23 protein-coding genes and 2 tRNA genes are annotated in these 19,934 nt (G+C 36.0%); 14 read left to right on the top strand and 11 right to left on the bottom strand.

Going from position 1 to position 19,934, the window contains the following annotated elements; all coding sequences use genetic code 11:
• Window positions 1-41: 41 nt before the first annotated feature.
• The 7 genes from FLUTA_RS00815 to FLUTA_RS00785 form a co-directional block, all read right to left on the bottom strand.
• Window positions 42-1,688: a M1 family metallopeptidase gene (locus tag FLUTA_RS00815; RefSeq protein WP_013684946.1), complete on the bottom strand. Its 1,647-nt coding sequence runs from the start codon at window positions 1,686-1,688 to the stop codon at window positions 42-44.
• A 50-nt stretch (window positions 1,689-1,738) separates the two neighbouring features.
• Window positions 1,739-2,104 carry an iron chaperone gene (locus tag FLUTA_RS00810; RefSeq protein WP_043023551.1) on the bottom strand — a complete coding sequence of 122 codons (366 nt, stop codon included), beginning with the start codon at window positions 2,102-2,104 and terminating at the stop codon, window positions 1,739-1,741.
• Window positions 2,105-2,196: 92 nt separating this feature from the next.
• Window positions 2,197-2,484 (bottom strand): helix-hairpin-helix domain-containing protein, encoded by a 288-nt coding sequence (locus tag FLUTA_RS00805; RefSeq protein ID WP_013684944.1) that lies wholly within the window; start codon window positions 2,482-2,484, stop codon window positions 2,197-2,199.
• Window positions 2,456-3,073, bottom strand: a complete 618-nt coding sequence (locus FLUTA_RS00800; RefSeq protein WP_013684943.1) for an HPP family protein — start codon at window positions 3,071-3,073, stop codon at window positions 2,456-2,458. The genes FLUTA_RS00805 and FLUTA_RS00800 overlap by 29 nt, the downstream gene beginning before the upstream one ends.
• Window positions 3,066-3,533: an OsmC family protein gene (locus tag FLUTA_RS00795; RefSeq protein WP_013684942.1), complete on the bottom strand. Its 468-nt coding sequence runs from the start codon at window positions 3,531-3,533 to the stop codon at window positions 3,066-3,068. The genes FLUTA_RS00800 and FLUTA_RS00795 overlap by 8 nt, the downstream gene beginning before the upstream one ends.
• Window positions 3,534-3,570: 37 nt before the next feature.
• Window positions 3,571-4,230 carry a class I SAM-dependent methyltransferase gene (locus FLUTA_RS00790; RefSeq protein ID WP_013684941.1) on the bottom strand — a complete coding sequence of 220 codons (660 nt, stop codon included), beginning with the start codon at window positions 4,228-4,230 and terminating at the stop codon, window positions 3,571-3,573.
• Between the two features lie 122 nt (window positions 4,231-4,352).
• Window positions 4,353-4,601 (bottom strand): four helix bundle protein, encoded by a 249-nt coding sequence (locus FLUTA_RS00785; RefSeq protein WP_425357329.1) that lies wholly within the window; start codon window positions 4,599-4,601, stop codon window positions 4,353-4,355.
• A 292-nt stretch (window positions 4,602-4,893) separates the two neighbouring features.
• Here FLUTA_RS00785 and FLUTA_RS00780 point away from each other — a divergent pair, with 292 nt between their 5' ends.
• Window positions 4,894-5,520 carry a MarC family NAAT transporter gene (locus tag FLUTA_RS00780; RefSeq protein WP_013684940.1) on the top strand — a complete coding sequence of 209 codons (627 nt, stop codon included), beginning with the start codon at window positions 4,894-4,896 and terminating at the stop codon, window positions 5,518-5,520.
• A gap of 4 nt (window positions 5,521-5,524) precedes the next feature.
• On the opposite strand, the gene FLUTA_RS00775 is transcribed toward FLUTA_RS00780, so the two are convergent.
• The 4 genes from FLUTA_RS00775 to FLUTA_RS00760 form a co-directional block, all read right to left on the bottom strand.
• Window positions 5,525-6,763, bottom strand: a complete 1,239-nt coding sequence (locus tag FLUTA_RS00775; protein ID WP_013684939.1) for a sensor histidine kinase — start codon at window positions 6,761-6,763, stop codon at window positions 5,525-5,527.
• A gap of 237 nt (window positions 6,764-7,000) precedes the next feature.
• Window positions 7,001-8,269, bottom strand: coding sequence for an aminotransferase class I/II-fold pyridoxal phosphate-dependent enzyme (locus tag FLUTA_RS00770; RefSeq protein WP_013684938.1), 1,269 nt, complete (start codon window positions 8,267-8,269; stop codon window positions 7,001-7,003).
• Window positions 8,270-8,478: 209 nt separating this feature from the next.
• Window positions 8,479-9,033 (bottom strand): DinB family protein, encoded by a 555-nt coding sequence (locus tag FLUTA_RS00765; RefSeq protein ID WP_013684937.1) that lies wholly within the window; start codon window positions 9,031-9,033, stop codon window positions 8,479-8,481.
• Between the two features lies 1 nt (window position 9,034).
• A complete protein-coding gene (locus tag FLUTA_RS00760) occupies window positions 9,035-10,408 on the bottom strand; it encodes a M20/M25/M40 family metallo-hydrolase (protein WP_013684936.1) in 1,374 nt (457 codons plus the stop codon).
• A gap of 298 nt (window positions 10,409-10,706) precedes the next feature.
• Here FLUTA_RS00760 and FLUTA_RS00755 point away from each other — a divergent pair, with 298 nt between their 5' ends.
• From FLUTA_RS00755 to FLUTA_RS00695, 13 genes are all read left to right on the top strand, one after another.
• On the top strand, window positions 10,707-11,288 hold the full coding sequence (locus FLUTA_RS00755) for a fatty acid desaturase (protein WP_013684935.1): 582 nt from the start codon (window positions 10,707-10,709) through the stop codon (window positions 11,286-11,288).
• Between the two features lie 178 nt (window positions 11,289-11,466).
• Window positions 11,467-11,841 (top strand): hypothetical protein, encoded by a 375-nt coding sequence (locus tag FLUTA_RS00750; protein ID WP_148235366.1) that lies wholly within the window; start codon window positions 11,467-11,469, stop codon window positions 11,839-11,841.
• Complete coding sequence (locus FLUTA_RS00745; RefSeq protein ID WP_013684933.1) at window positions 11,838-12,383, top strand: hypothetical protein; 546 nt, start codon at window positions 11,838-11,840, stop codon at window positions 12,381-12,383. The genes FLUTA_RS00750 and FLUTA_RS00745 overlap by 4 nt, the downstream gene beginning before the upstream one ends.
• A gap of 182 nt (window positions 12,384-12,565) precedes the next feature.
• Complete coding sequence (locus tag FLUTA_RS00740; protein WP_169312044.1) at window positions 12,566-13,333, top strand: hypothetical protein; 768 nt, start codon at window positions 12,566-12,568, stop codon at window positions 13,331-13,333.
• A 101-nt stretch (window positions 13,334-13,434) separates the two neighbouring features.
• The gene (locus FLUTA_RS00735) at window positions 13,435-13,968 is read left to right on the top strand and encodes a hypothetical protein (RefSeq protein WP_013684931.1); all 534 of its coding nucleotides are present in this window, start codon (window positions 13,435-13,437) and stop codon (window positions 13,966-13,968) included.
• A gap of 129 nt (window positions 13,969-14,097) precedes the next feature.
• Entirely contained in the window at window positions 14,098-14,496 is a 399-nt protein-coding gene (locus FLUTA_RS00730; RefSeq protein ID WP_013684930.1) for a hypothetical protein, read from the top strand.
• 90 nt (window positions 14,497-14,586) lie between these two features.
• Entirely contained in the window at window positions 14,587-15,309 is a 723-nt protein-coding gene (locus FLUTA_RS00725; protein ID WP_013684929.1) for a hypothetical protein, read from the top strand.
• A gap of 259 nt (window positions 15,310-15,568) precedes the next feature.
• Entirely contained in the window at window positions 15,569-16,216 is a 648-nt protein-coding gene (locus tag FLUTA_RS00720) for a T9SS type A sorting domain-containing protein (RefSeq protein ID WP_013684928.1), read from the top strand.
• A gap of 77 nt (window positions 16,217-16,293) precedes the next feature.
• Window positions 16,294-17,385, top strand: a complete 1,092-nt coding sequence (gene ychF, locus FLUTA_RS00715) for a redox-regulated ATPase YchF (RefSeq protein WP_043023994.1) — start codon at window positions 16,294-16,296, stop codon at window positions 17,383-17,385.
• Window positions 17,386-17,570: 185 nt separating this feature from the next.
• Window positions 17,571-18,284 (top strand): DUF434 domain-containing protein, encoded by a 714-nt coding sequence (locus FLUTA_RS00710; protein WP_013684926.1) that lies wholly within the window; start codon window positions 17,571-17,573, stop codon window positions 18,282-18,284.
• A gap of 6 nt (window positions 18,285-18,290) precedes the next feature.
• Window positions 18,291-19,661, top strand: a complete 1,371-nt coding sequence (locus FLUTA_RS00705; protein WP_013684925.1) for an SDR family NAD(P)-dependent oxidoreductase — start codon at window positions 18,291-18,293, stop codon at window positions 19,659-19,661.
• 24 nt (window positions 19,662-19,685) lie between these two features.
• Window positions 19,686-19,758 (top strand) — tRNA-OTHER (locus FLUTA_RS00700).
• Between the two features lie 8 nt (window positions 19,759-19,766).
• A tRNA-Cys gene (locus FLUTA_RS00695) sits at window positions 19,767-19,839 on the top strand.
• The last annotated feature ends 95 nt before the right edge of the window (window positions 19,840-19,934 follow it).

Below are 19,934 nucleotides of genomic sequence, written 5' to 3'. Positions count from 1 at the left end.
GTAACTTGTGAGAATTAATTAACAAAATTTGAAAGGGAGTCTTATTCTTTTTTTGACTCCTTTTTCAGAACATACAAATTCTTATTCAGTTCGAAGGAAGAATAATCATGCTCAATCGAATAGGAATTCCATTTGGAAGTACAAACGAGTTTTTGTTTTTCATTCATAATCGGCATATTGAAACCTGCTACACAATTAACCCATCTGTATTTTACTTTCTTTTTGGAGTATTTTAATTGCAAAGTAGGGAGCTTTTTGGTTCTAAGATACTGCTCAAAAATGGGAGTTAAGTTCATTCCTAGTTCCTTCGACATAAATTGCTCGATTTGTTGCGTCGTCACAGTTTGGTGATAGAACGTTGCATTCATTTTTCGAAGCATCACACGAAATAGGGAGTCGTTTCCATAAATCGTACGAATAGTATGTAGCATATTTGCTCCTTTGTAGTACATATCGCCGCTTCCTTCGGTATTTACAGTGTATGGGCCAATAATTGGCTTGTCATTTTTTATATTTTTTCGAAGTCCTTGACAGTATGTATCTGCATCTTCTTTGCCGAACCAATAATCGGTGAAGAGCGTTTCGCTGTAACAGGTAAATGCTTCATGAATCCACATATCTGCAATGTCTTTGGAGGTGATATTATTCCCAAACCATTCGTGCCCACTTTCATGAACAATAATGAAATCCCATTTCAATCCAATTCCTGTACCGCTTAAATCGGTTCCCATGTATCCATTCTTGAACCCATTACCATATGCAACAGCACTTTGATGTTCCATTCCAAGATGTGGGGCTTCTACTAACTTGTATCCATCTTCGTAAAATGGATAAGGACCAAACCAATATTCGAAAGCTTTCAATGTTTTTGGGGCATCTTGAAAGTGTTTCTTCGCTTTTTCCTCATTTCCTCTCAAAACCCAATAATCGATTTCCAGGCTTCCTTTTTCACCTGCAAAGTGTTCATGCATGTTTACATAATCACCAACGTATGGAATCATGCAATAATTATTGATTGGATTACTGACTTTCCATGAGTAGGTCGATTGACCCATATTGTTGATTTCCTTGCCTACGAACAATCCATTGCTCACACAAACCAAATAACTGGGGCATGTGTAATGCATGGTAACGCCATTATCCGGTTCATCGAATTGGGAGTCTTTGCAGGGAAACCAAACACTTGCACCTAATCCTTGGCAGGCAATAGTAATCCAAGGTTTGCCATTCGGATCTTTACTCCAAATGATTCCGCCATCCCAGGGCGCGCGTTTTGCTATACGTGGTTTTCCATGGAAGTAAATTGTAAGTTCTGTATCTTCTTTTTGCTTGTGATTCGCTTCCTGATAGGGAATGAAATAGGCATTTCCATCCTGTTTAATATCCTCTAAAGAAATATGAAACCATCCGCTTAGAATAACACTATCAATAACCATTGGGTCTTGCAGATCGATTTGGAGAAAGCGATTTTGATACACTCCACTCACTGGTTCTGTGGAAAAAGTAATCACATTTTTTCCGTGAATTTCCTTCTTGTCGATGTCAAATGTAACGCTTAGATCGTAGTGTTTTAAATCCCACCAGTTGCGTGAACTTCCATAATGACCTCGAATAGAATCAGCGTGACTAAACTGTCCATAAGACCAGGATTCTGAAATGATCAAAAGAAGAATAAGCAGATATCTCATGAACTATTTTTTTCGAATGTAATGATTCCTTTTTAGAGGGACTTGTCTATTTACTTTTTTCCAGATTTAGCTTGATTCTCGGCGAGGCGAAATAAAACAATCTCTTTGATCAGTTTTACAGGAAGCGGCTCATCCAGAGGAAATTGAACGGATCCTTTTCCTTGCTTGTACTTGGAAAGTTCTTTTTCAAATGCTGAGTGCCCAGTTGGTGTGGCGTAAAATCCAATGTGTGATTTATATCCTCCGAAATAGACCAAGGGTTTTCCATTGACTTTGTAAGCAGGCATTCCATACGAGATTGATTCTATCGCTTCTGGTGCGGTTTCCTGAATCAGTTTTCTTATAGCGATTAAGCGCTCCTGAGTTTCCTTTTCAAACTCCTGAATGTATTGATCGACGTTGGTGAAAGTTTTCATTTTGTTTGAGACTAAAGAAGTTATACATAAGACCATAGACAGGTCAAGTCTTCTGTCTATAAAAGTCTTTTTAAAGATAAATATAACCCAAATTATTCACTGAAAGAAAGTCCTTTATCGGTTAAGAGCTTTTTTAATGTAGGAATGGAGGTTTTTCCAATTCCATGGAACTTCATAATTTCTTTTTCAGAGTATTTTGAGAGTTCTTCGAGTGAACTAATGTGATTGTTTTGGATTGCTCTTCTAGCTGGGGCAGAAAGACCAGCAAATATGTCAGCTTCCGATTTTCGTTCTTCTTCACAAATTGGACATACAGGACAATCACTTCCTTTTAAGTAATGATGACCTTTTTTACAAATTCGTTTTGTTTTTTGTAACATCTCTTAATCTGATTTTTTTCGGTTTGATGTATTTTGTCCATCTACTGTTGGTAGGATATTTTCTATTCTTTGTGAGATTGTTTGCAATAATTGCAACAAGTAGAAGAATGAGAACACCAGATAGAACGGGGGAAAGGACATACATAAATCCAAGTGCTTTGATCTTAGGCGTTCCGATTACAGCAATTAAAGCAGTGGCTCCGCCTGGTGGATGAAGTGTTTTGGTCATTTGCATAGCAACAATGGAAAGACTTACTGCAAGCGGAGCAGAAAGCCAGATTGGATCAGGAATTAGTTTGTAGACACACACACCGATGAAAGCAGAAATTAAATGTCCACCGACCAAATTTCGAGGTTGTGCCAATGGACTTTGAATTGCTCCATAAATCAACACACTACTGGCTCCAAAGGATCCAATTAAGAAAATATTCTCCAATTTATCGAGCGATTGAGATTGAGTCAGTGCAATTAATCCAATACCAAAAAAAGAACCGATAAATGTCCAAAAATGTTCCTTGAAATCGACTAGTGTTTCTTTGTAGAGAATGTATTTCACCTTGCGAAATGAGTTGCTTTTTTTCTTAATCATTTGAAATACAGGTTGGTTGATGAGTTATTGGAAAATTGCATGAATTCGCTATGAAACATTGTTTGTGGGCTTCTTGATGCAAAGAGTTTGCTTCATCAATTCGAGTAGGATCGGTAATGATTACTTGAGGATGAAGGACAACAGACGTAAAGCGACCGCCATTTGGATCTTGGATCATTTTTCCAATCGGTTCGTCTATATATGCTACGACCTGAATTCCGGCATCTGCACACAAGTGGAAATACCAAAGCATGTGACAACTGGAAAGCGAAGCTAAAAAGAAATCTTCCGGATTGTGTTTTGTTCCATCACCACGAAAAGGAATGTCTGCTGAACAAAATAAATCTGGTTTATTCTGTATTTTAAGCGTAAATTCTCTTTCATAACTTGTATAATCGGATGTTCCTGTTCCCTTATTTCCTGTCCAGAGAATTGTTGCTTCGTAAGTATGTTCTTTCATAATTGAGAATGGATAATTGAAAAGGTATAGAACGAAGTTATTTATTGTTGTCAAGAACGAATGTGGAAAATTTCCGTTCTACAGGATCTCCTGCTTTTGTCATTACCGTTTCAAGTTGTAAGTCTTCGTGTATTAATCTAAAATTACTTTGTTCAATCAATTTCATCACTTCATCTGGATTGTATAATGTGAAGCCAAATGGCGTAAAAGGAAGTGTCTCCATGAAACTTCGGTGGGCAAAAGTGAGCGAAAGTAATCCATTGGGTTTTAAAATACGTGATAATTCCGCGAATATCTCTAATGGCTTGTCCCAAAAATAGAGTGTGTTTACAGTGAATAATTTGTCAAACTGATTTTCAGAGAAAGGAATGATTTTTCCATCATAGAGTTCAAAAAAGGCTTTTTTGAGGTCAATAAACTGTTGATTCCGTAGCTGAGCTTCTTGATTCATTAAGGTTGAAATCTCTAACCCAGTGTAATTGATGTTGGTATTTTGAGAAAGGAGAAATTCCAAATGTCCACCATTTCCATGACCTAATTCCAGAACTGAATCATCTGCTGTCAGATTCAAATTCGAGATGGCGTTTTTAGTCATTCCGATATTCGTTTCGTTCATCATTTGAGCAATCTCAATGCCTTTATCTCCTGATGGATGGCTTAATTGAGAGGCAAGTGCCGCTAATTCTTCTTTCTCCATTTTGTGTTTTTACGAAGTTAATGATTTGAATTACGAATTACGAATTACGAATTACGAATTACGAATTACGAATTACGAATATGCTTACCATAGACATACCTGGATTGCTGGAATCGACTAATTCAATTCTTTATCTTGAGTTCAAGTGTTTTTATAATGGAAGTAAGAATTTTTAATAATTCTTCACATGACTGAATTAGTATTATTGCTGTATCTGGTTTTAAATAATTTGTTTTTTGAAGCAAGGTTAACCAATAAAGAGTTTCACTTGTTTCTTTTCTGGAAATCTGAAGTTTATGAATAAAATCTTTTGAAGATTGCCCTCGAACCGCCTCAGAAATATTTGCTCCAATGGATGTTCCGGAGCGCAAAGTTGTTTAGACAAGACGAATTCTTTTTTCTCATAAGCAAGATATTTATAGATTTCGATTATCTGCACTGCAAAATCGAAGCTTTTCTGTTGAATAATATTTTCTTTGATGTGAATATGGTTTTTTACTTAATATAATAAAAATTGTGAATTGATTAATTAGGAATTAGGAATTAGGAATTAGGAATTAGGAATTAGGAATTAGGAATTAGGAATTAGGAATTAATCGTAATTAACATTTAACATACACCTAACGTTCAAACTCCGAAATATGGGGACTTTTGCAGAAAAAAATGGAACTTTTCATCAGTGTTTTTGCCGCTTTATTCTCTGTTTTGAACCCCTTGGGAACTGTTCCCGTCTTTGTTGGATTAACAAAGGATGATACCAAACACAATAGAGATAAAACTTCTTTGTGGACCTCAATCAATGTATGTATCATTCTTTTAATTTCCTTTTTCGCAGGAAAATATGTGTTGAGTTTCTTTGGAATCAGCATCAATTCTTTGCGAGTAGCTGGTGGATTGATTATTGCGACTTCCGGATTTGCGTTATTGACAGGCTCATTCACCAAGCACAAAGGAATGAAAAAAGCAAGTGTTCAGGCAGATTTGGAAACGAGGTCGGAAGTTTCTTTAACTCCTTTGGCAATTCCGATGTTAGCTGGGCCAGGATCTATTTCTTTACTGATTACCTACAACCAAACTTTTGTGAGTCATCAGCAGCATTTGATGTCTGTTTGTGCAATTATCGCAGTTTGTTTGGTGATTTATTTGATTCTACGCACATCTCATTTTATCGTCAAAGCCTTAGGAGCTTCTGGAATCAATGCAATTTCTCGCATTATCGGATTCATTGTTATTGCAATCGGAGTGGAGTATGTTTCGTCAGCGGTACAAGAGATTTTGAAAATCAAGTAATTAATTACTTGTCTTCTTGTGGGCTAAAAATGATTTCAAAACTAGTTTCTGGATAGGTTTTTAAATCCATTGTTCCTTCCAATTGTTCTGTTAACGATTCTATGAGGTCTAATCCAAAAGAACCTTGACGAGAAGGTGCCTTCCAAGTTCCGCTGTCCTTGTAAAGGAGCTTACATTTTTTACCTTGATAATGCATAAATGAAATGGTAATCAAGCAATTGTCGTAATCATCGAAGGCGTATTTTAATGAGTTTGATATCAATTCATTCAAAATTAGTGCAATTGGAACTACGGAGCGTAAACCAATGGAATCAATGTCGCAATCAATCTTCAGGTTTACAGGATATCCAGATTGATAAGATGAAACCAAGTCAGTAGAAAGATCGTGTAAGTATTCTCTCAAATGAAGTGTAGAAAGGTGATCACTTTGATACATTTTTTCGTGAATCATCGACATGGCAATTACCCGATGCGTGGCATCTTTGAATTTGGCAATGGCTTCTGGATTTTCAAGCTCTCGCGATTGCAAGCGCAGTAGACTAGTAATGATTTGTAAGTTATTCTTTACCCGATGATGAATTTCTTTCAACATCACCGTTTTCTCTTCATTTTGTTTGGAGATGATGTTGTATTGAACTTGAAGAACATCTTGCGCTTCGTTTAATTTTTTCTTGCCCACTTCATTGGTTCGAATGTTTTCCCAACCTAAATAACCAATAATTGAGAAGCAAAGTAGGCAGTTTATAACGATTGCGACTAGCTGTTCATGGGTCAAATCTCGCATGATTTGCATTTGGTCATCTAGGAAATAATAGAAATAAACGGATTGACAAGCTGCATGAAATAAAGTGAAGCCAATTCCCCAACGTGCACCAAGTACAATAAATGCAAATAGTATATTGATTGTCATCCAAAATCCATCTAAAAAATGGGGCTGATTATGAATGAAAAATAAAGTAGATGTACAACAAACTGCACCAATGATGTTGAATAGTATTGTTGGAATTCGAAACTTGGAAGTTCTATAAATGTAAGCTGTGGTTACTAATACAGATATGAATGCTGATAATGTGACGCAAGCAATGACGATACTGAAATAAATAAATAATACAATAGTCAATATTCCAATTGCAATTGTCAAAAACAAAGACATTCGATAAGCCAAAAGCAATTTTGTCTCATCTTCGAAATTTGTTTCATTGGTGAACTTTGGGGAGAACACGGATCGAAGCAATTTTAGCATAGTTTAGTTTTGTGTTGTGAATATACACGATTCTTTGATTTCCTGATTCGATTATTTGTCGAATTGTTCGTAATTCACTGAGAATGTTAGTTGAAAGCATGAAAAAACCCTGATCTCGTATATACGGGATCAGGGTTTAATTTTTTCTAACTAGAGATAAGTAGACCTCTCTCTAGTTAATTATGACTTTACATGACTGCGCTAACGCTTGTCTTTAATCGAAAGCAGTGCTTTCTTTTACTTTTTCTTGTCAACTTCAACAGCTGCTAATTCATCTGCTTTGTAAGCACCAGCGTCTAATTTGTCTTTCAATTTTTTGAATGTTTCAATGGTGTAATTTACATCCTCCAAAGTGTGAGCTGCAGTTGGAATAATACGCAGCATAATTACGTCTTTAGGAACTACAGGATAAATGACAATTGAACAGAAAATATTGTAGTTCTCGCGTAAGTCAAATGTCAAATTCGTTGCTTCTGCCAAGTTTCCTTTCATGAAAACTGGAGTTACAGGAGAATTTGAAGCACCGATATCAAAACCAGCATTTTTAAATCCTGATTGAAGAGCATCTGCAATTTCCCACAATTTAGCTTTCAATTCTGGACGTGTACGCAACAACTCTAAACGCTTGCGCGCACCAATTGTAATAGTGATTGGCAATGCTTTTGCGAACATTTGCGAACGCATGTTGTAACGGAAGTATTCGATAATTGATTCTTTGGCACAAATAAACCCTCCAATTGAAGACATTGATTTTGCAAAAGTTCCGAATAATACATCGATTTCATTTTGAACACCTTGAGCTTCTCCAGCACCTTGTCCAGTTTCTCCCAATGTACCAAATCCGTGAGCATCATCAACGAATAAACGGAAGTTGTATTTACCTGACTTACGGAATTCGATAATGTCTTTCAAACGACCTTGATCTCCAGCCATTCCGAAAACACCTTCAGTAATAACTAAAATACCACCACCAGTTGTTTCAGCCAAACGAGTAGCATTTCTCATTTGTTTGTCAAAGCTTTCCATGTCGTTGTGTTGGAATACGAAACGCTTACCTGTGTGTAAACGCATACCATCCAAAATACAAGCGTGAGCTTCTGAGTCATAAACAATGATATCACTGCGGTCAACCAAACAGTCAATTGCAGAAACCATTCCTTGGTATCCAAAGTTCAAAAGGATACAATCCTCCATTCCCATGAATTCAGCCAACTCATTTTCCAACTTCTCGTGTTCGCTAGTTTGACCAGTCATCATACGAGCCCCCATTGGGTAAGCCAATCCGTATTGTGCTGCAGCATCTGCGTCAGCTTTACGAACTTCTGGATGATTTGCTAATCCTAGGTAGTTGTTTAAAGACCAAACCAAACATTCTTTTCCGCGGAAAATCATTTTGTTACCTAGTTCACCTTCTAATTTTGGAAAGGTGAAATAACCGTGAACTCCTTTAGAGTATTGTCCAATAGGTCCACGATTACGTTCAATTTTATCAAAAATATCTGTCATACTTGTTCATTTTCCATCCATCAATTCAATATTTGAGAAATGGTTCAGAGTGCAAATTTAGAAGTATTAGCGCTTATATTACCAAATTCTTATGAAAATTTCTTAACCAAGAAATGAACAGGGGTAGAATTAGGAGTAAAGGCAATAGAAATTATCAATTATCAAGAATGGAATCTGGCTTAATAATGAAATACTTTATCATTAATCATTCAAAAGGCTTCATCATCATCTACTAAATAGCGTTCTTTGATAATATTGCAGTGGTGAATTACGTGTCCAACCATAATCCAGCCCAAATTTCGGGGGGTATTCGGGCTATTGTTTGCCGTTCCAACAGAATCCAACATTGCAGTATTCATTCCTTTGAAAAGAGAAATACTTGCTTTGCGAACATCTATAAATTCTAACATTAAATCTTGAAATGTGCGTTGATCGGTGTTATTGTGTTGACTGTACCAACCTTCATCAAATCCTTCAATTTCAGTCTTATCTTTGCGCGAAAACCGAAGTGCACGGTATTGAAAAATGCGTTCTGTTTCAATAAAATGAAGAATGACACCTTTCAACGTCCATTTATCATCGGCATATTGATAATTTTCTTTATCGTCTGGTAGACTTGCAATAAATTTCACGGTGTTATCCATATCTTTTTGCAAGGCAAGCATTAAGTCGTCTTGCCCAATTGTTCGCTCAAAATAATACTTCGCATAAGCAGGTGCGAATTCTGGATTTGGTCTTCCTACGAAATTGTTTTGTTCTGGCATATTATAAAGATTTATCTAACAAATAAACAAAAGCGGCCATACTTGCGCAACCTAATTCGAGTTCTCGTTTGTTGACACTTTCAAAAATATCGCTTGCAGCATGATGAAAATCAAAATAACGTTGTGAATCTGGAACGAATCCGAAAAGTGGAATACCTTCATAGGATTTTTTCAAAGGACTAATATCTACTCCGCCATAACCAGCTTCAAAATGATGCAACCCATAAGGCGCCAGAACTGTTGAGAATCCTTTCATTAGTTGTATGTAAGATTCTGCGCCATCACACTCAAAACCTTCTGGACTAAATCCACCCCGATCACTTTCAACAGCTGCAATTTGTTTCTGATTCTCTTTTTTTGCCCATTCAGCGTAGCTAATTCCGCCTTTGTTTCCGTTCTCTTCATTCATAAAGAAAACCACACGAATTGTATGCTTTGGTTGAACACCTGTTTCTTTCAAAATGCGCAATGCTTCCAAGCAGTGAACGATTCCAGCACCATCGTCGTGAGCTCCTTCACCTGCATCCCAGGAATCTAAATGTCCGCCAATGGTGATAATTTCATTGGGCTTTTCTTTACCAGTGATTTCGCACATCACATTGAAAGAAGGTTCATCGGGAAAATCTCTACAATCCATTTCCAGAATCAGATTTACTTTGCCTTTTGAAAGTGCTTTTGAGAGTTCATTAGAAGAAATTGTGGACAAAGCTCCAGCGGGAATTTTTGAAACACCGTCTTCGTAATACATCGATCCTGTGTGAGGAAAATGATCATCAGGCAAAGCCAACGAACGAATCACAACTCCTACAGCGCCCAGTTTTGCGCTTTCAACAGCTCCTTGACCACGAATTCCGTAACAACCTCCGTAAGCTTGAAACGTAACAATATTTGCAGCATTCATTGGTTGATTCAAAAAGACAATTTTCCCTTGAACACTTGCTTTTGTTGCTTTTTTTAATTCGTCCAATGATTTGAATTCAATGACTTCTGCTTTCAAAGTTCCGTTTGTTCCAATAGATCCTCCAAGGGCTAAAATATCAACAGGAATTGCATCTCCTGATCCACTTTGATACCAAGCAACTTCTTTGTTTCCTCTTTCCCAGTGTGGAACCATAATCGGTTGTAGGTAAATTTTATCAAAACCGTAAGATTCCATTTTTCGTTTTCCCCATTCAACAGCCATTTGAGCCTGAGCAGAACCCGAAAGTCTTGCTCCGATTCCTTTACATAATGAACGCAGATCTTCATGAGATTTCCCTCTCACCAAAGCTTCGTCGAAGAACTGTCGAATGATTGTAGAGTCCGACCCGGAGCTTTTTTGAGAAAACGAAAAGCCCGATAGCAATAAAAGCAGCAAAAAAGAATAGTATTTCATACTTGCAAATAATTTCAGTTGTTGTAATGCTGCGAAAATAAGAAACGAATCGTCAAAGTGTTTAAAAGGCCCATCCTTTTGTTTGAAATGTCAGTTCATGAAATCATTTTAATGCGGTTGGCTGGTCATTCAGAAGATCAGAAGTCCATTTGACGACTTGAAGCGAATTTTAATATATTTGATTGAAAAATAAAACGAAACAAAGTTGCGCCTATACAACACTTTAATTACAAATAGGGTAATTATGTAGCGCAGATAACTAAGTTAGCAGATATTTTAACCGACAACCGTAGAAAATATGACACATCAAGAAATACTAAAAAAGGTTGAATGGAAAGACTTGAAAAGTTTGTCTTTCAAAGAAATGCTAATTGAGAACAACTTGACAATACCTTGGTTTTTAATTTCAATATCACTTGCTTATTTTGGCTACTACATTATAGCATTACCCTTTTCAGCATTTTTCTTTTTGACTGGGCTTCGACAAGTTCATAACGGTTTCCATAATTCACTTGGGACAAATAAATTTTTGACTTGGTTGTCGTTGTACATAAACAGTATTTTAATGATGACGTCTATTCACGCTGTTAAATTCAATCACATAAGACATCACAAATATTGTTTGACAGACCAAGATTACGAAGGCAAATCCGCTGGAATGACTTGGTACGGTGCAATTTTATACGGACCTGTTCATATGTTTTTAATCCACAAAGTAACTCTACAAATTGGAAATAAAAACTATAAACGAAATGTAATTTTAGAACTTATTTCAATTGTAATTTTTGCAGCAATTGTATTTTATTTTCGTATCGACTTCTTAATTTATCACATTATTGTTATGCTTGTAGGTGAATTTCTAATGGCTTTCATTAATTAGCTTTGGTCAAGCCACCGGAGAAGACAATTTTAATTTGACTATTAAATTCGACACGAGAATAAATATTGACAGCATTAATGTTTTTTTCTATGAAACATTAGGGCAGCAATTCAACTCAATAAATTATAGTATATATAAATCAAACAATACAATAACGATTTTCGGAAACAATGAATATGTGGTTGGAACAAAATTTCCAACACTCATTTTTTCTTACAGAACCTTTGAATCAAGGGAATACTCGTGTGCCGATTCTCTCAACAAGAATAATCGTTTTCCTTGCAAGGAAACAATTGAAAACATACAGCTGTTTTATCTAATAACAGGGCATCATATTGGTTCATATCGTGAAAACGTTCCAACAGAAATAAACTTTACATTAAAAAACAACAACATAATGATTACTAAAGAATGGGTATCAGATGCAGCAAGCAACGGTGGTGTCTATGCAAAGTATAATGTTACTATTGCTTCAGATGATGAACTGTATAAAGAAAGGTTTAAAGAGAACCTATCAATTAGCAATAAGTTAACTAAAATTAATAAAAGATGACTAAACTTTATTTAATCATTAGCCTTTTTACAATATTACACACCTCAAATCTTGTCGCTCAAGATGGTTTTTTTTGGGGATATAGTATAACTTTCGAATTTGAGAACATTGAACTTAATAATAAAGATACTCTTGTTTCCGTAGATTTTTTTGTTAATCAAAAATCAATATCGACAATGTGTCAAGGTTGGGAAATGGAAAATGCGAAAATCGGACAATATAATTTGAGCTATTTCTGCTCCACAATCGGTTACAAACCAATGATAATTAAATGTCCTGACATATATGTGAAATTAGAATTTAAACAATCTTTAAATAAGGATAGAGTTAATTATATTACACGGTTTATCCCTTTTATTTTTGAACCAACCAAAGGTCCATCCCAGAAAATAGTGATTCCTAAACTAGATATCCGTTATTTGTTGAAAAATAGTGGGTCTGTTGTTATCGTTGACGCTGAAGGAAACTACAAGGTAGTTGATGGTGAATCCATGGAGAATAAACCCGTAATGTATAATCTTGTGAAATTTGTCGAAAAATAAAACTACCGCTAACAGCACCTTTGCCCCAGCCTTGCAGACACCAAAGCATTTGCAAAAGCGGTAGACAATTTCTTTATTTTTTCTTTGCAAATGCCTAGCAACATTGTATCTTTATTTAAACATTTCGGTAGACAACGGTTCCAAAACGGCCGAAGCAAAGCTCCAAAACGTTATGTACAATTATGAAGAACACTACACTAACATTAACCTTTACGATTTTTGGTTTATTAGCAATGTGCCAAAAAAATGAAATCTCTATTGGCGTTTTTTCTCCAATAATGACAAATTCAATGAAACAATATTTTACGGATGAATGGTTACTGACACCATCAGTTAATTATTCACGAAAATATCTTTCACTGGGGTATTCATTCAGTTATCAAAGGAAAATAAACGATTTTTCGCTTGGAATAAATTTGGGGCTTGTCACAAGATCAGTGAATGAAAAAAATGAGTATGATTACAATGGTGGAGCACATTATTTTGTTAAAGAGACATTTGATTATAAGCAAACTCATTATTTGACAAGTATCACATTTTGTAAAGACGAAAATTTTAAAAGTCTTAGGATTCGATTAAAATCAGAAATTCCATTTGTCTATTATGGAAAAGGGACGAACAACTATTATAATAGAACAAACTCTGATTACCCGACAGATTATATTTGGACAGAAAATCAAAAAATAAGTGCGGGCTTCGCTACAGGTTTAGGTTTAGGTATTGGAGTTTACTATAAATTGACAAATAAATTAAATGTGGGATTAGAAATTTCAGAATACTTACTTTATACTAGCTTTAATAAAGCATCTAATATTCATTCAACGGGTAAAGATGTTCTAGGAAATACTGGAGGGGGAGATTATGACACTGAATATGAGGTAACAAATAAATACAGCCAATTTGGATTCAGTAGAGTCGTTCCACAATTTAGAATTGGTTATGAATTTTAAACTGTACATAACACCAAATAAGCAAAAGCGCCAAAAGTGCTACATTTGTTAGGCGCCTTTGCCTATTTGGAAAACGTTAGCTGTAATAGAAAGAACTACCCATGAATAAAATTTTAACTGCCACTTTTTCAATTTTAATTGTTTGTTTCATAACAAATGGACAAATTACAACTGAGTTAACCTTTCCAGATAGCAATTTAGTTTTTAAAACAGATAGTTTTGAAGGGGTGATTTATGGTAATAATTTTAAAATTCGTCAGAAAATGGATAGTTTAAAGACCATTGAAATTGATCCGTTGAGAATATTTGCGAAAAGTCAAAATTCAATGAGATTTGTGCCCGAATTAGAATCGATCATACAAATTGAAAAAGAACTTAAATCATTCATGACAAACAAGGATATTTTTATCTCAGATAGTCTAAATTGCTATACCAAACAGTACTTAGGTTATGTTATTGGAAAAGGAGATTCAATAATTTATATTAATTGTTTCTTTGATAACAAAATAAAAGAACAAGGATTTTGGAAGGGTAATCATGTTCTGGTTTATGATGGGTGGCATTATTATTTTAATGTAAGATACAATTTGAGAACTAAAACTTTTTTTGATCTTTTTATTAATGGATTCAGATGATTTATACACTACAGCTAACAGCAAATAATCAAAAGCGCCAAACGTTATAAACCATATAAGAACAGAGCTTTGATCAAAGACGTTTCTAAATACATATTCTACGGGCTATTATTAATTTCATACCTGATAATGCAGACTCATTTAAAAGAGATGCCCCAACTTGTAGTTATTTCAATTGCAATTATAATATTGATATTAAGTAAATTGGAGGGGAGTGTTTTATTCCGAGCATTCAATTTTATACTCCTTATGATTTTTACGTATTGCTTTGTTTTTCAATCAATTTATCTTTTGTGGAATTGGATTAATCCGAATAGAGGGTTGACGGAGCTTGATGGAAAAATGGTACATGTTGGTATGGACCTTTCGGGAATTCCTATCGGATTAGTTAGTTTAATAATTGCTGTAATTGTTTCAATAATTAACTTAAAAAATAATAAAGGTAATTCGATAAAAATTGAGCGGTATTTGGCGATTGCAACAATAATATCTTCAAGCTTGATATTTATCTATTTTGAATTAATTTAGGTTTATAACATCAACTAAAAGCCACGGGCTAAACAACCACAACCGAGAGGCCCGCGTCTCCTAGTTGAGAAACGTTATACGCAATAAACCATGCTCAAGAAACTCAAACTAATAGGGATTGAATTTATTATTACCATTATTTCAATGGTGACGATAATTCGTTCTTTAATGTTGGAGACAAAACATGAAATTAAAATATTATTACTTGTTGGAATTGGATTATCATTAGTTTATATGATCCATCGAATTTGGATAAAACTAAAGGAAGAAAAAGAGAAAAGTGCAATTCGTGAAATTGTTTGTTCTAAAATGATAAAATCAGCAGAATCATTTTTATACTATATCGATCTTATTCTAATTAATCATCCTGACAGATTTAATATTAGCAATCCTGAAAGGAATAAGTATGTGTCGGAGAAAATTGCAAGAAATTTTTTCGAAGTGGATTTTAGAATACCAGATCCCTATACAGGGACTTCAATGGGGAATTTAGCAGAACAAGTAGATTTCGGAATGAAAAGAGGATATCATGAACTAGAAAAGATTGTTTCTAGATATTCAAACAAGTTAGAATCATCAAAATTGAAAAAAATTGAATCACTTTCTGAAAACCTCATATTCAAATCATTAGTAGATTGCAAATTATGGTTTGATCAAATCACTATGTTCAATGAATACGCAATAAGAAATAATCCAACGTTCCCAAAAAATGCTATTCCTATCACAATTTCAATGGATTTTGATCAACATCGAAAAGATTATATTGAAATGATTAACTTAATATTTGAGATGAAGGAATGCTTTCTAAAATAATTAAGTATAACAAATAATTTTAAATGCGCAGTATTTTCCGAAAGGGTGCTTAACTTGGAGCTTTGTGCATCGACCACTCTCATAACACGGGTCCAGCTACATGCCTAAGATCTTCTTTGAAAAACAGTTGGCGCATATTCATAAGTAATTACCGGTTTTTTATAACATCTGTGCAGATGAACGGATATACCTTTGTCTTAACAAAAAGGCAAAATAGGAAAGCCGAAGAATTTCCTTCGTTTAAAATTAAAAAAAGATTATGAAAACGAAATCATTATTACTTTCAGTATTTACAATTATAAGCTTCTCCTGCACATTAATGGCCCAATCTATTTCATGCGCTGATTTTACAATTTCGGGAATAAATCCAGATCCTTCGGATTCAAGTCTGTACAGCGTTAGCATTCAATTTTCTGAACCCTCAACTAGTCATGTTAATTACCCTTATGTTTCTGCTGTGCTTGACTGTAATGGTGATACAGTTGCAACAGGTGGAATGTCTTTCTTTGCTCAGATTGGACAAACTACAAATGATTATCAAGTTACGTTAAGTGGATCTTTGGCTTGTGAACCTTTAACTGTAGTTTTTGTTTATGGTATAGACGCCTTTAATATTGATACGTGTTTACTAAGCTTCGGAACGACCAACGGATTGTCCAATAGATCTGAAATTGCAGATGCATTTTCTTTATTTCCCAATCCTATAAAAAGTCAAGTTACCATTCAAACCGGGATAAGCCAATTGGGTGCTGACTACTTTGTGTATGACCATACGGGAAAGTTGATGCTGACAGGAAGGATTGATTCAGAAAACACACCTGTGGATATGAGTAATTTATCGCGAGGTATTTATTTATTCCGTGTTGGATTGGATTTAAAACAAACGTTTAAAGCAGTGATGGAATAACCATATTTACGCAAACATACTTTCTGTGAAATCATTTGCAATTATAAATTATCTTTGCAAAAAAAAAATCTATGGCATTGAAATGCGGAATAGTTGGTTTACCGAATGTAGGGAAGTCAACCTTGTTTAATTGTTTATCTAACGCTAAAGCGCAATCTGCGAATTTTCCTTTCTGTACGATTGAACCAAACGTGGGAACTATTTCTGTTCCGGATCCGCGTTTGGAGAAATTGGAATCGATGGTGAATCCGGAGAGAGTAGTGCCAACAACGATGGAAATTGTAGATATTGCAGGTTTGGTAAAAGGAGCTTCAAAAGGAGAGGGACTTGGTAATCAATTTTTAGCAAACATCCGTGAAACTGATGCTATTTTGCACGTACTTCGTTGCTTTGAAGATGGAAACATTATTCACGTTGACGGTCGTGTAGATCCTGTAAGTGATAAGGAAATCATCGATATCGAATTGCAGTTGAAAGATTTGGAATCGATTGAAAAGCGTATTCAATCTTTAGCTCGTAACTTGAAATCGGGAGATAAAGAGATTATCAAGGAAAATGATTTAGCGGTAGCGATTAAAGCTGTTTTGGAACAAGGAAAATCTGTTCGTTCCATGAGTTTTGATGAGAAAGAATTGGAAATCGTTCAGAAATTCCAGTTAATTACATCGAAGCCTGTCATGTATGTTTGTAACGTGGAGGAATCTGCGGTGAAAACAGGAAACGCACATGTAGAAGCAGTTCGCGAAGCTGTGAAAGATGAAAATGCTCAAATTTTAATCGTTGGAGCAAAAATCGAAGCAGATATCACAGAATTGGAAACGTATGAAGAGCGTCAAATGTTCTTAGAAGAACTTGGTTTGGAAGAACCAGGCGTGAACCGTTTGATTCGTACTGCATATTCTTTATTGAATCTTCAAACATATTTTACTGCTGGAGTAAAAGAAGTAAGAGCTTGGACAGTTCATGTTGGAGCTACTGCTCCACAAGCAGCCGGAGTAATCCACACAGATTTTGAAAAAGGATTCATTCGCGCGGAAGTAATGAAATATAACGATTACACTACTTTAGGTTCGGAAGCTGCAGTAAAAGAAGCAGGTAAATTTAAGGTCGAAGGAAAAGAATACATTGTGCAGGATGGAGATATCATGCACTTTAGATTTAATGTGTAATTGGCACTAGTAATAGTTGAAATCCCCGATCCCGAGCTTACGGGATCGGGGATTTTTTGTTTGCAATCAATATATTACTCTGGTAGGTGGTGGATAATATTGTACTTATCCCTTCTAGTTAAAAAAATAGGATTAGTATCTGAATGGATTCAATTATTTTTACTTTTCACCTCTAATTCATATAAATGGGGCAGACAAATCGCGGAAAAGAACCTTCGGACGACAAACTATTTGGTTCTGAAACGGTACACCTGAAATTGAAAGACGCTGTGGAAGACCTCGGTCATTTGATGGGAAGAGGATATGCTCAGAAATCTGCATTGGCTTTAATAGGTAATCGCTACAAACTGAATGTCAGACAGCAAAAAGCTGTTCAGGGAATGGCTGCATCGGCTGAACAGGTCGCAAAACGGAAAGCGCGAAGTCTTCAGTACGAAGCATTGGAAAATGAGGAGGTAGTCATTGACGGATTTAATGTCCTGATATTATTAGAAAGCTTTCTCTCTGGTGCCTATTTGTTTAAAGGTGCAGATGGATTTTACCGGGATCTTTCAAGTGTACACGGATCGTATAAAAAAGTGACCCAGACTTCCAGAGCGATTGAATTAGTTGGGGAGTTTTATGAAAGTACAAAGATCAAAAAGTTGCATTGGTATTTTGATAAACCGGTTTCCAATAGCGGCAAGCTGAAGAAATTGATTGAAGAAATGGCTATGGAAAAAGGCAACGATTGGCAGGTCAGTTTGACTTTTCAAACGGATGCAGATATTGTGAATGAAAATAAGATTTCAGTTAGCTCTGATGCCTGGATTCTCGATAATAGTACCTGGAATTTCAATTTTTTGAAATATATTGTCGGAAAGCAGTCAGCTCCGAATATCATTGATTTAACGGATTAATAAAGGATGGAAAACGAGAGGAATACTCAGTTTACCCAAGAAGAGTGGGAAAAATGTATCAAAGTATTGTCTGCCTTGAAGGATGATCCATTTAATAATCCGGATAATCGGTTATTGGCAGGTTTGATTACCAAGATCCACAAACAGGTAAAGAAAAATAAGCGCAGCGAAAACCTGGCCGGCAAAAGAGAAAAAGATTGGGAAGTGATAAGCAACACAGTTGTCAATCAACAGGCACTTGCTGCAACCACTTTTTTCGGGGATTCTGATTTCCGGGAAAAGCAGCAATTTACCAGGCTGGAAATCCCGCGTAATTGTTATTGCTGCAATACCACTTATGATCTGGCACATTTCTTTTATGCCCGTTTGTGTCCGGATTGTTCCATTGAAAATTACATGCGGCGATTTGAAGAATCTGATCTGACAGCTAGAAAAGTGATTTTGACAGGTGGTCGTGTGAAAGTGGGCTATGCCACAGCTCTGAAAATGCTGCGTAATAAGGCAGAAGTTGTTTTAACCACTCGTTTTCCGGCACTAGCCTTAAGTCAGTTCCGGGAAGAAAGTGATTATAAAGAGTGGAAAGACCGGCTGACAGTTTACGGGTTGGACTTAAGAAATCTGCATGCAATCCAGGAGTTTATTGCCTATTACGCTTCTAGGTTTGATACCCTGGATATCCTGATCAATAATGCTGCTCAGACAATTCATTACCCATTAGACTATTATGCTCCGGTTATTTCCGGGGAAGAAAAAGCAAAGAAAGAACTGGGAGCCTTAAAAAATCTGATCGAAAACCGAACACCCGTTTCGAATGAGGCAAAATTGCTTGAATATGCGGAATTCAAGCAGGATTCAATCCCATTAAACCGCTTTGGTCAGCCAGTGGATATGCGGGAAAAGAACAGTTGGAATTCGTTGCTGGAAGAAATTCCTACCCGCGAATTACTGGAGGTGAATCTGATTAACCAAATTGCGCCATATATGCTGATCAAAGAGCTGAAACCCTTTTTCCTGCGTTCGTCATTTGCCGAAAAATTTATTGTGAATGTAACTTCTTCGGAAGGCTTGTTTAGTTATTCCAACAAAACGAAGTATCATCCGCATACCAACATGACTAAAGCAGCTCTAAACATGTTGACGCGAACCAGCGCCCAGGAATTTGCAGAAGCCGGGATTTACATGTCCTGTGTAGATGTGGGGTGGATTTCTACAGGTGCGGTGGAAAGTTTACGAAAAAAACAATTTGAAAGAGGCTACATTCCACCATTGGATTCCGTTGATGGAGCCAGCAGGATTTTTCACCCGATTTGCAGAGGGATTGAAAAAACGTATTTTTATGGTGTATTGCTAAAAGATTATAAGGTTTCCGACTGGTAAAACATTCGGAAACAAGGAAATGATCGGGGTATTAGTACAATAGGAAGTACGCCTGCCAACAAACAGGAGACACAGGTTCGAATCCTGTCTACCCTGATCTGCATGGGAGTGGTGGTTTAGTGGAAAAACAGCGGGATGCAAACCCGGCAGACACAGGTTCGAATCCTGTCCACTCACAAAAGAAAAGGCATCTGTCAATCGACGGGTGCTTTTTTCCATTAGTTGCCCGTTTCAAGCTTCTGTTCAGAGGAAGCAAATATAACAAGCAATCCA

Origin of the sequence: Fluviicola taffensis DSM 16823 (genome assembly GCF_000194605.1) — a bacterium.
In the GTDB taxonomy this organism is placed as follows: domain Bacteria; phylum Bacteroidota; class Bacteroidia; order Flavobacteriales_D; family Crocinitomicaceae; genus Fluviicola; species Fluviicola taffensis.
Note: the sequence above shows the minus strand (reverse complement) of the source record. Positions and strands in the feature narration are given on the sequence as shown.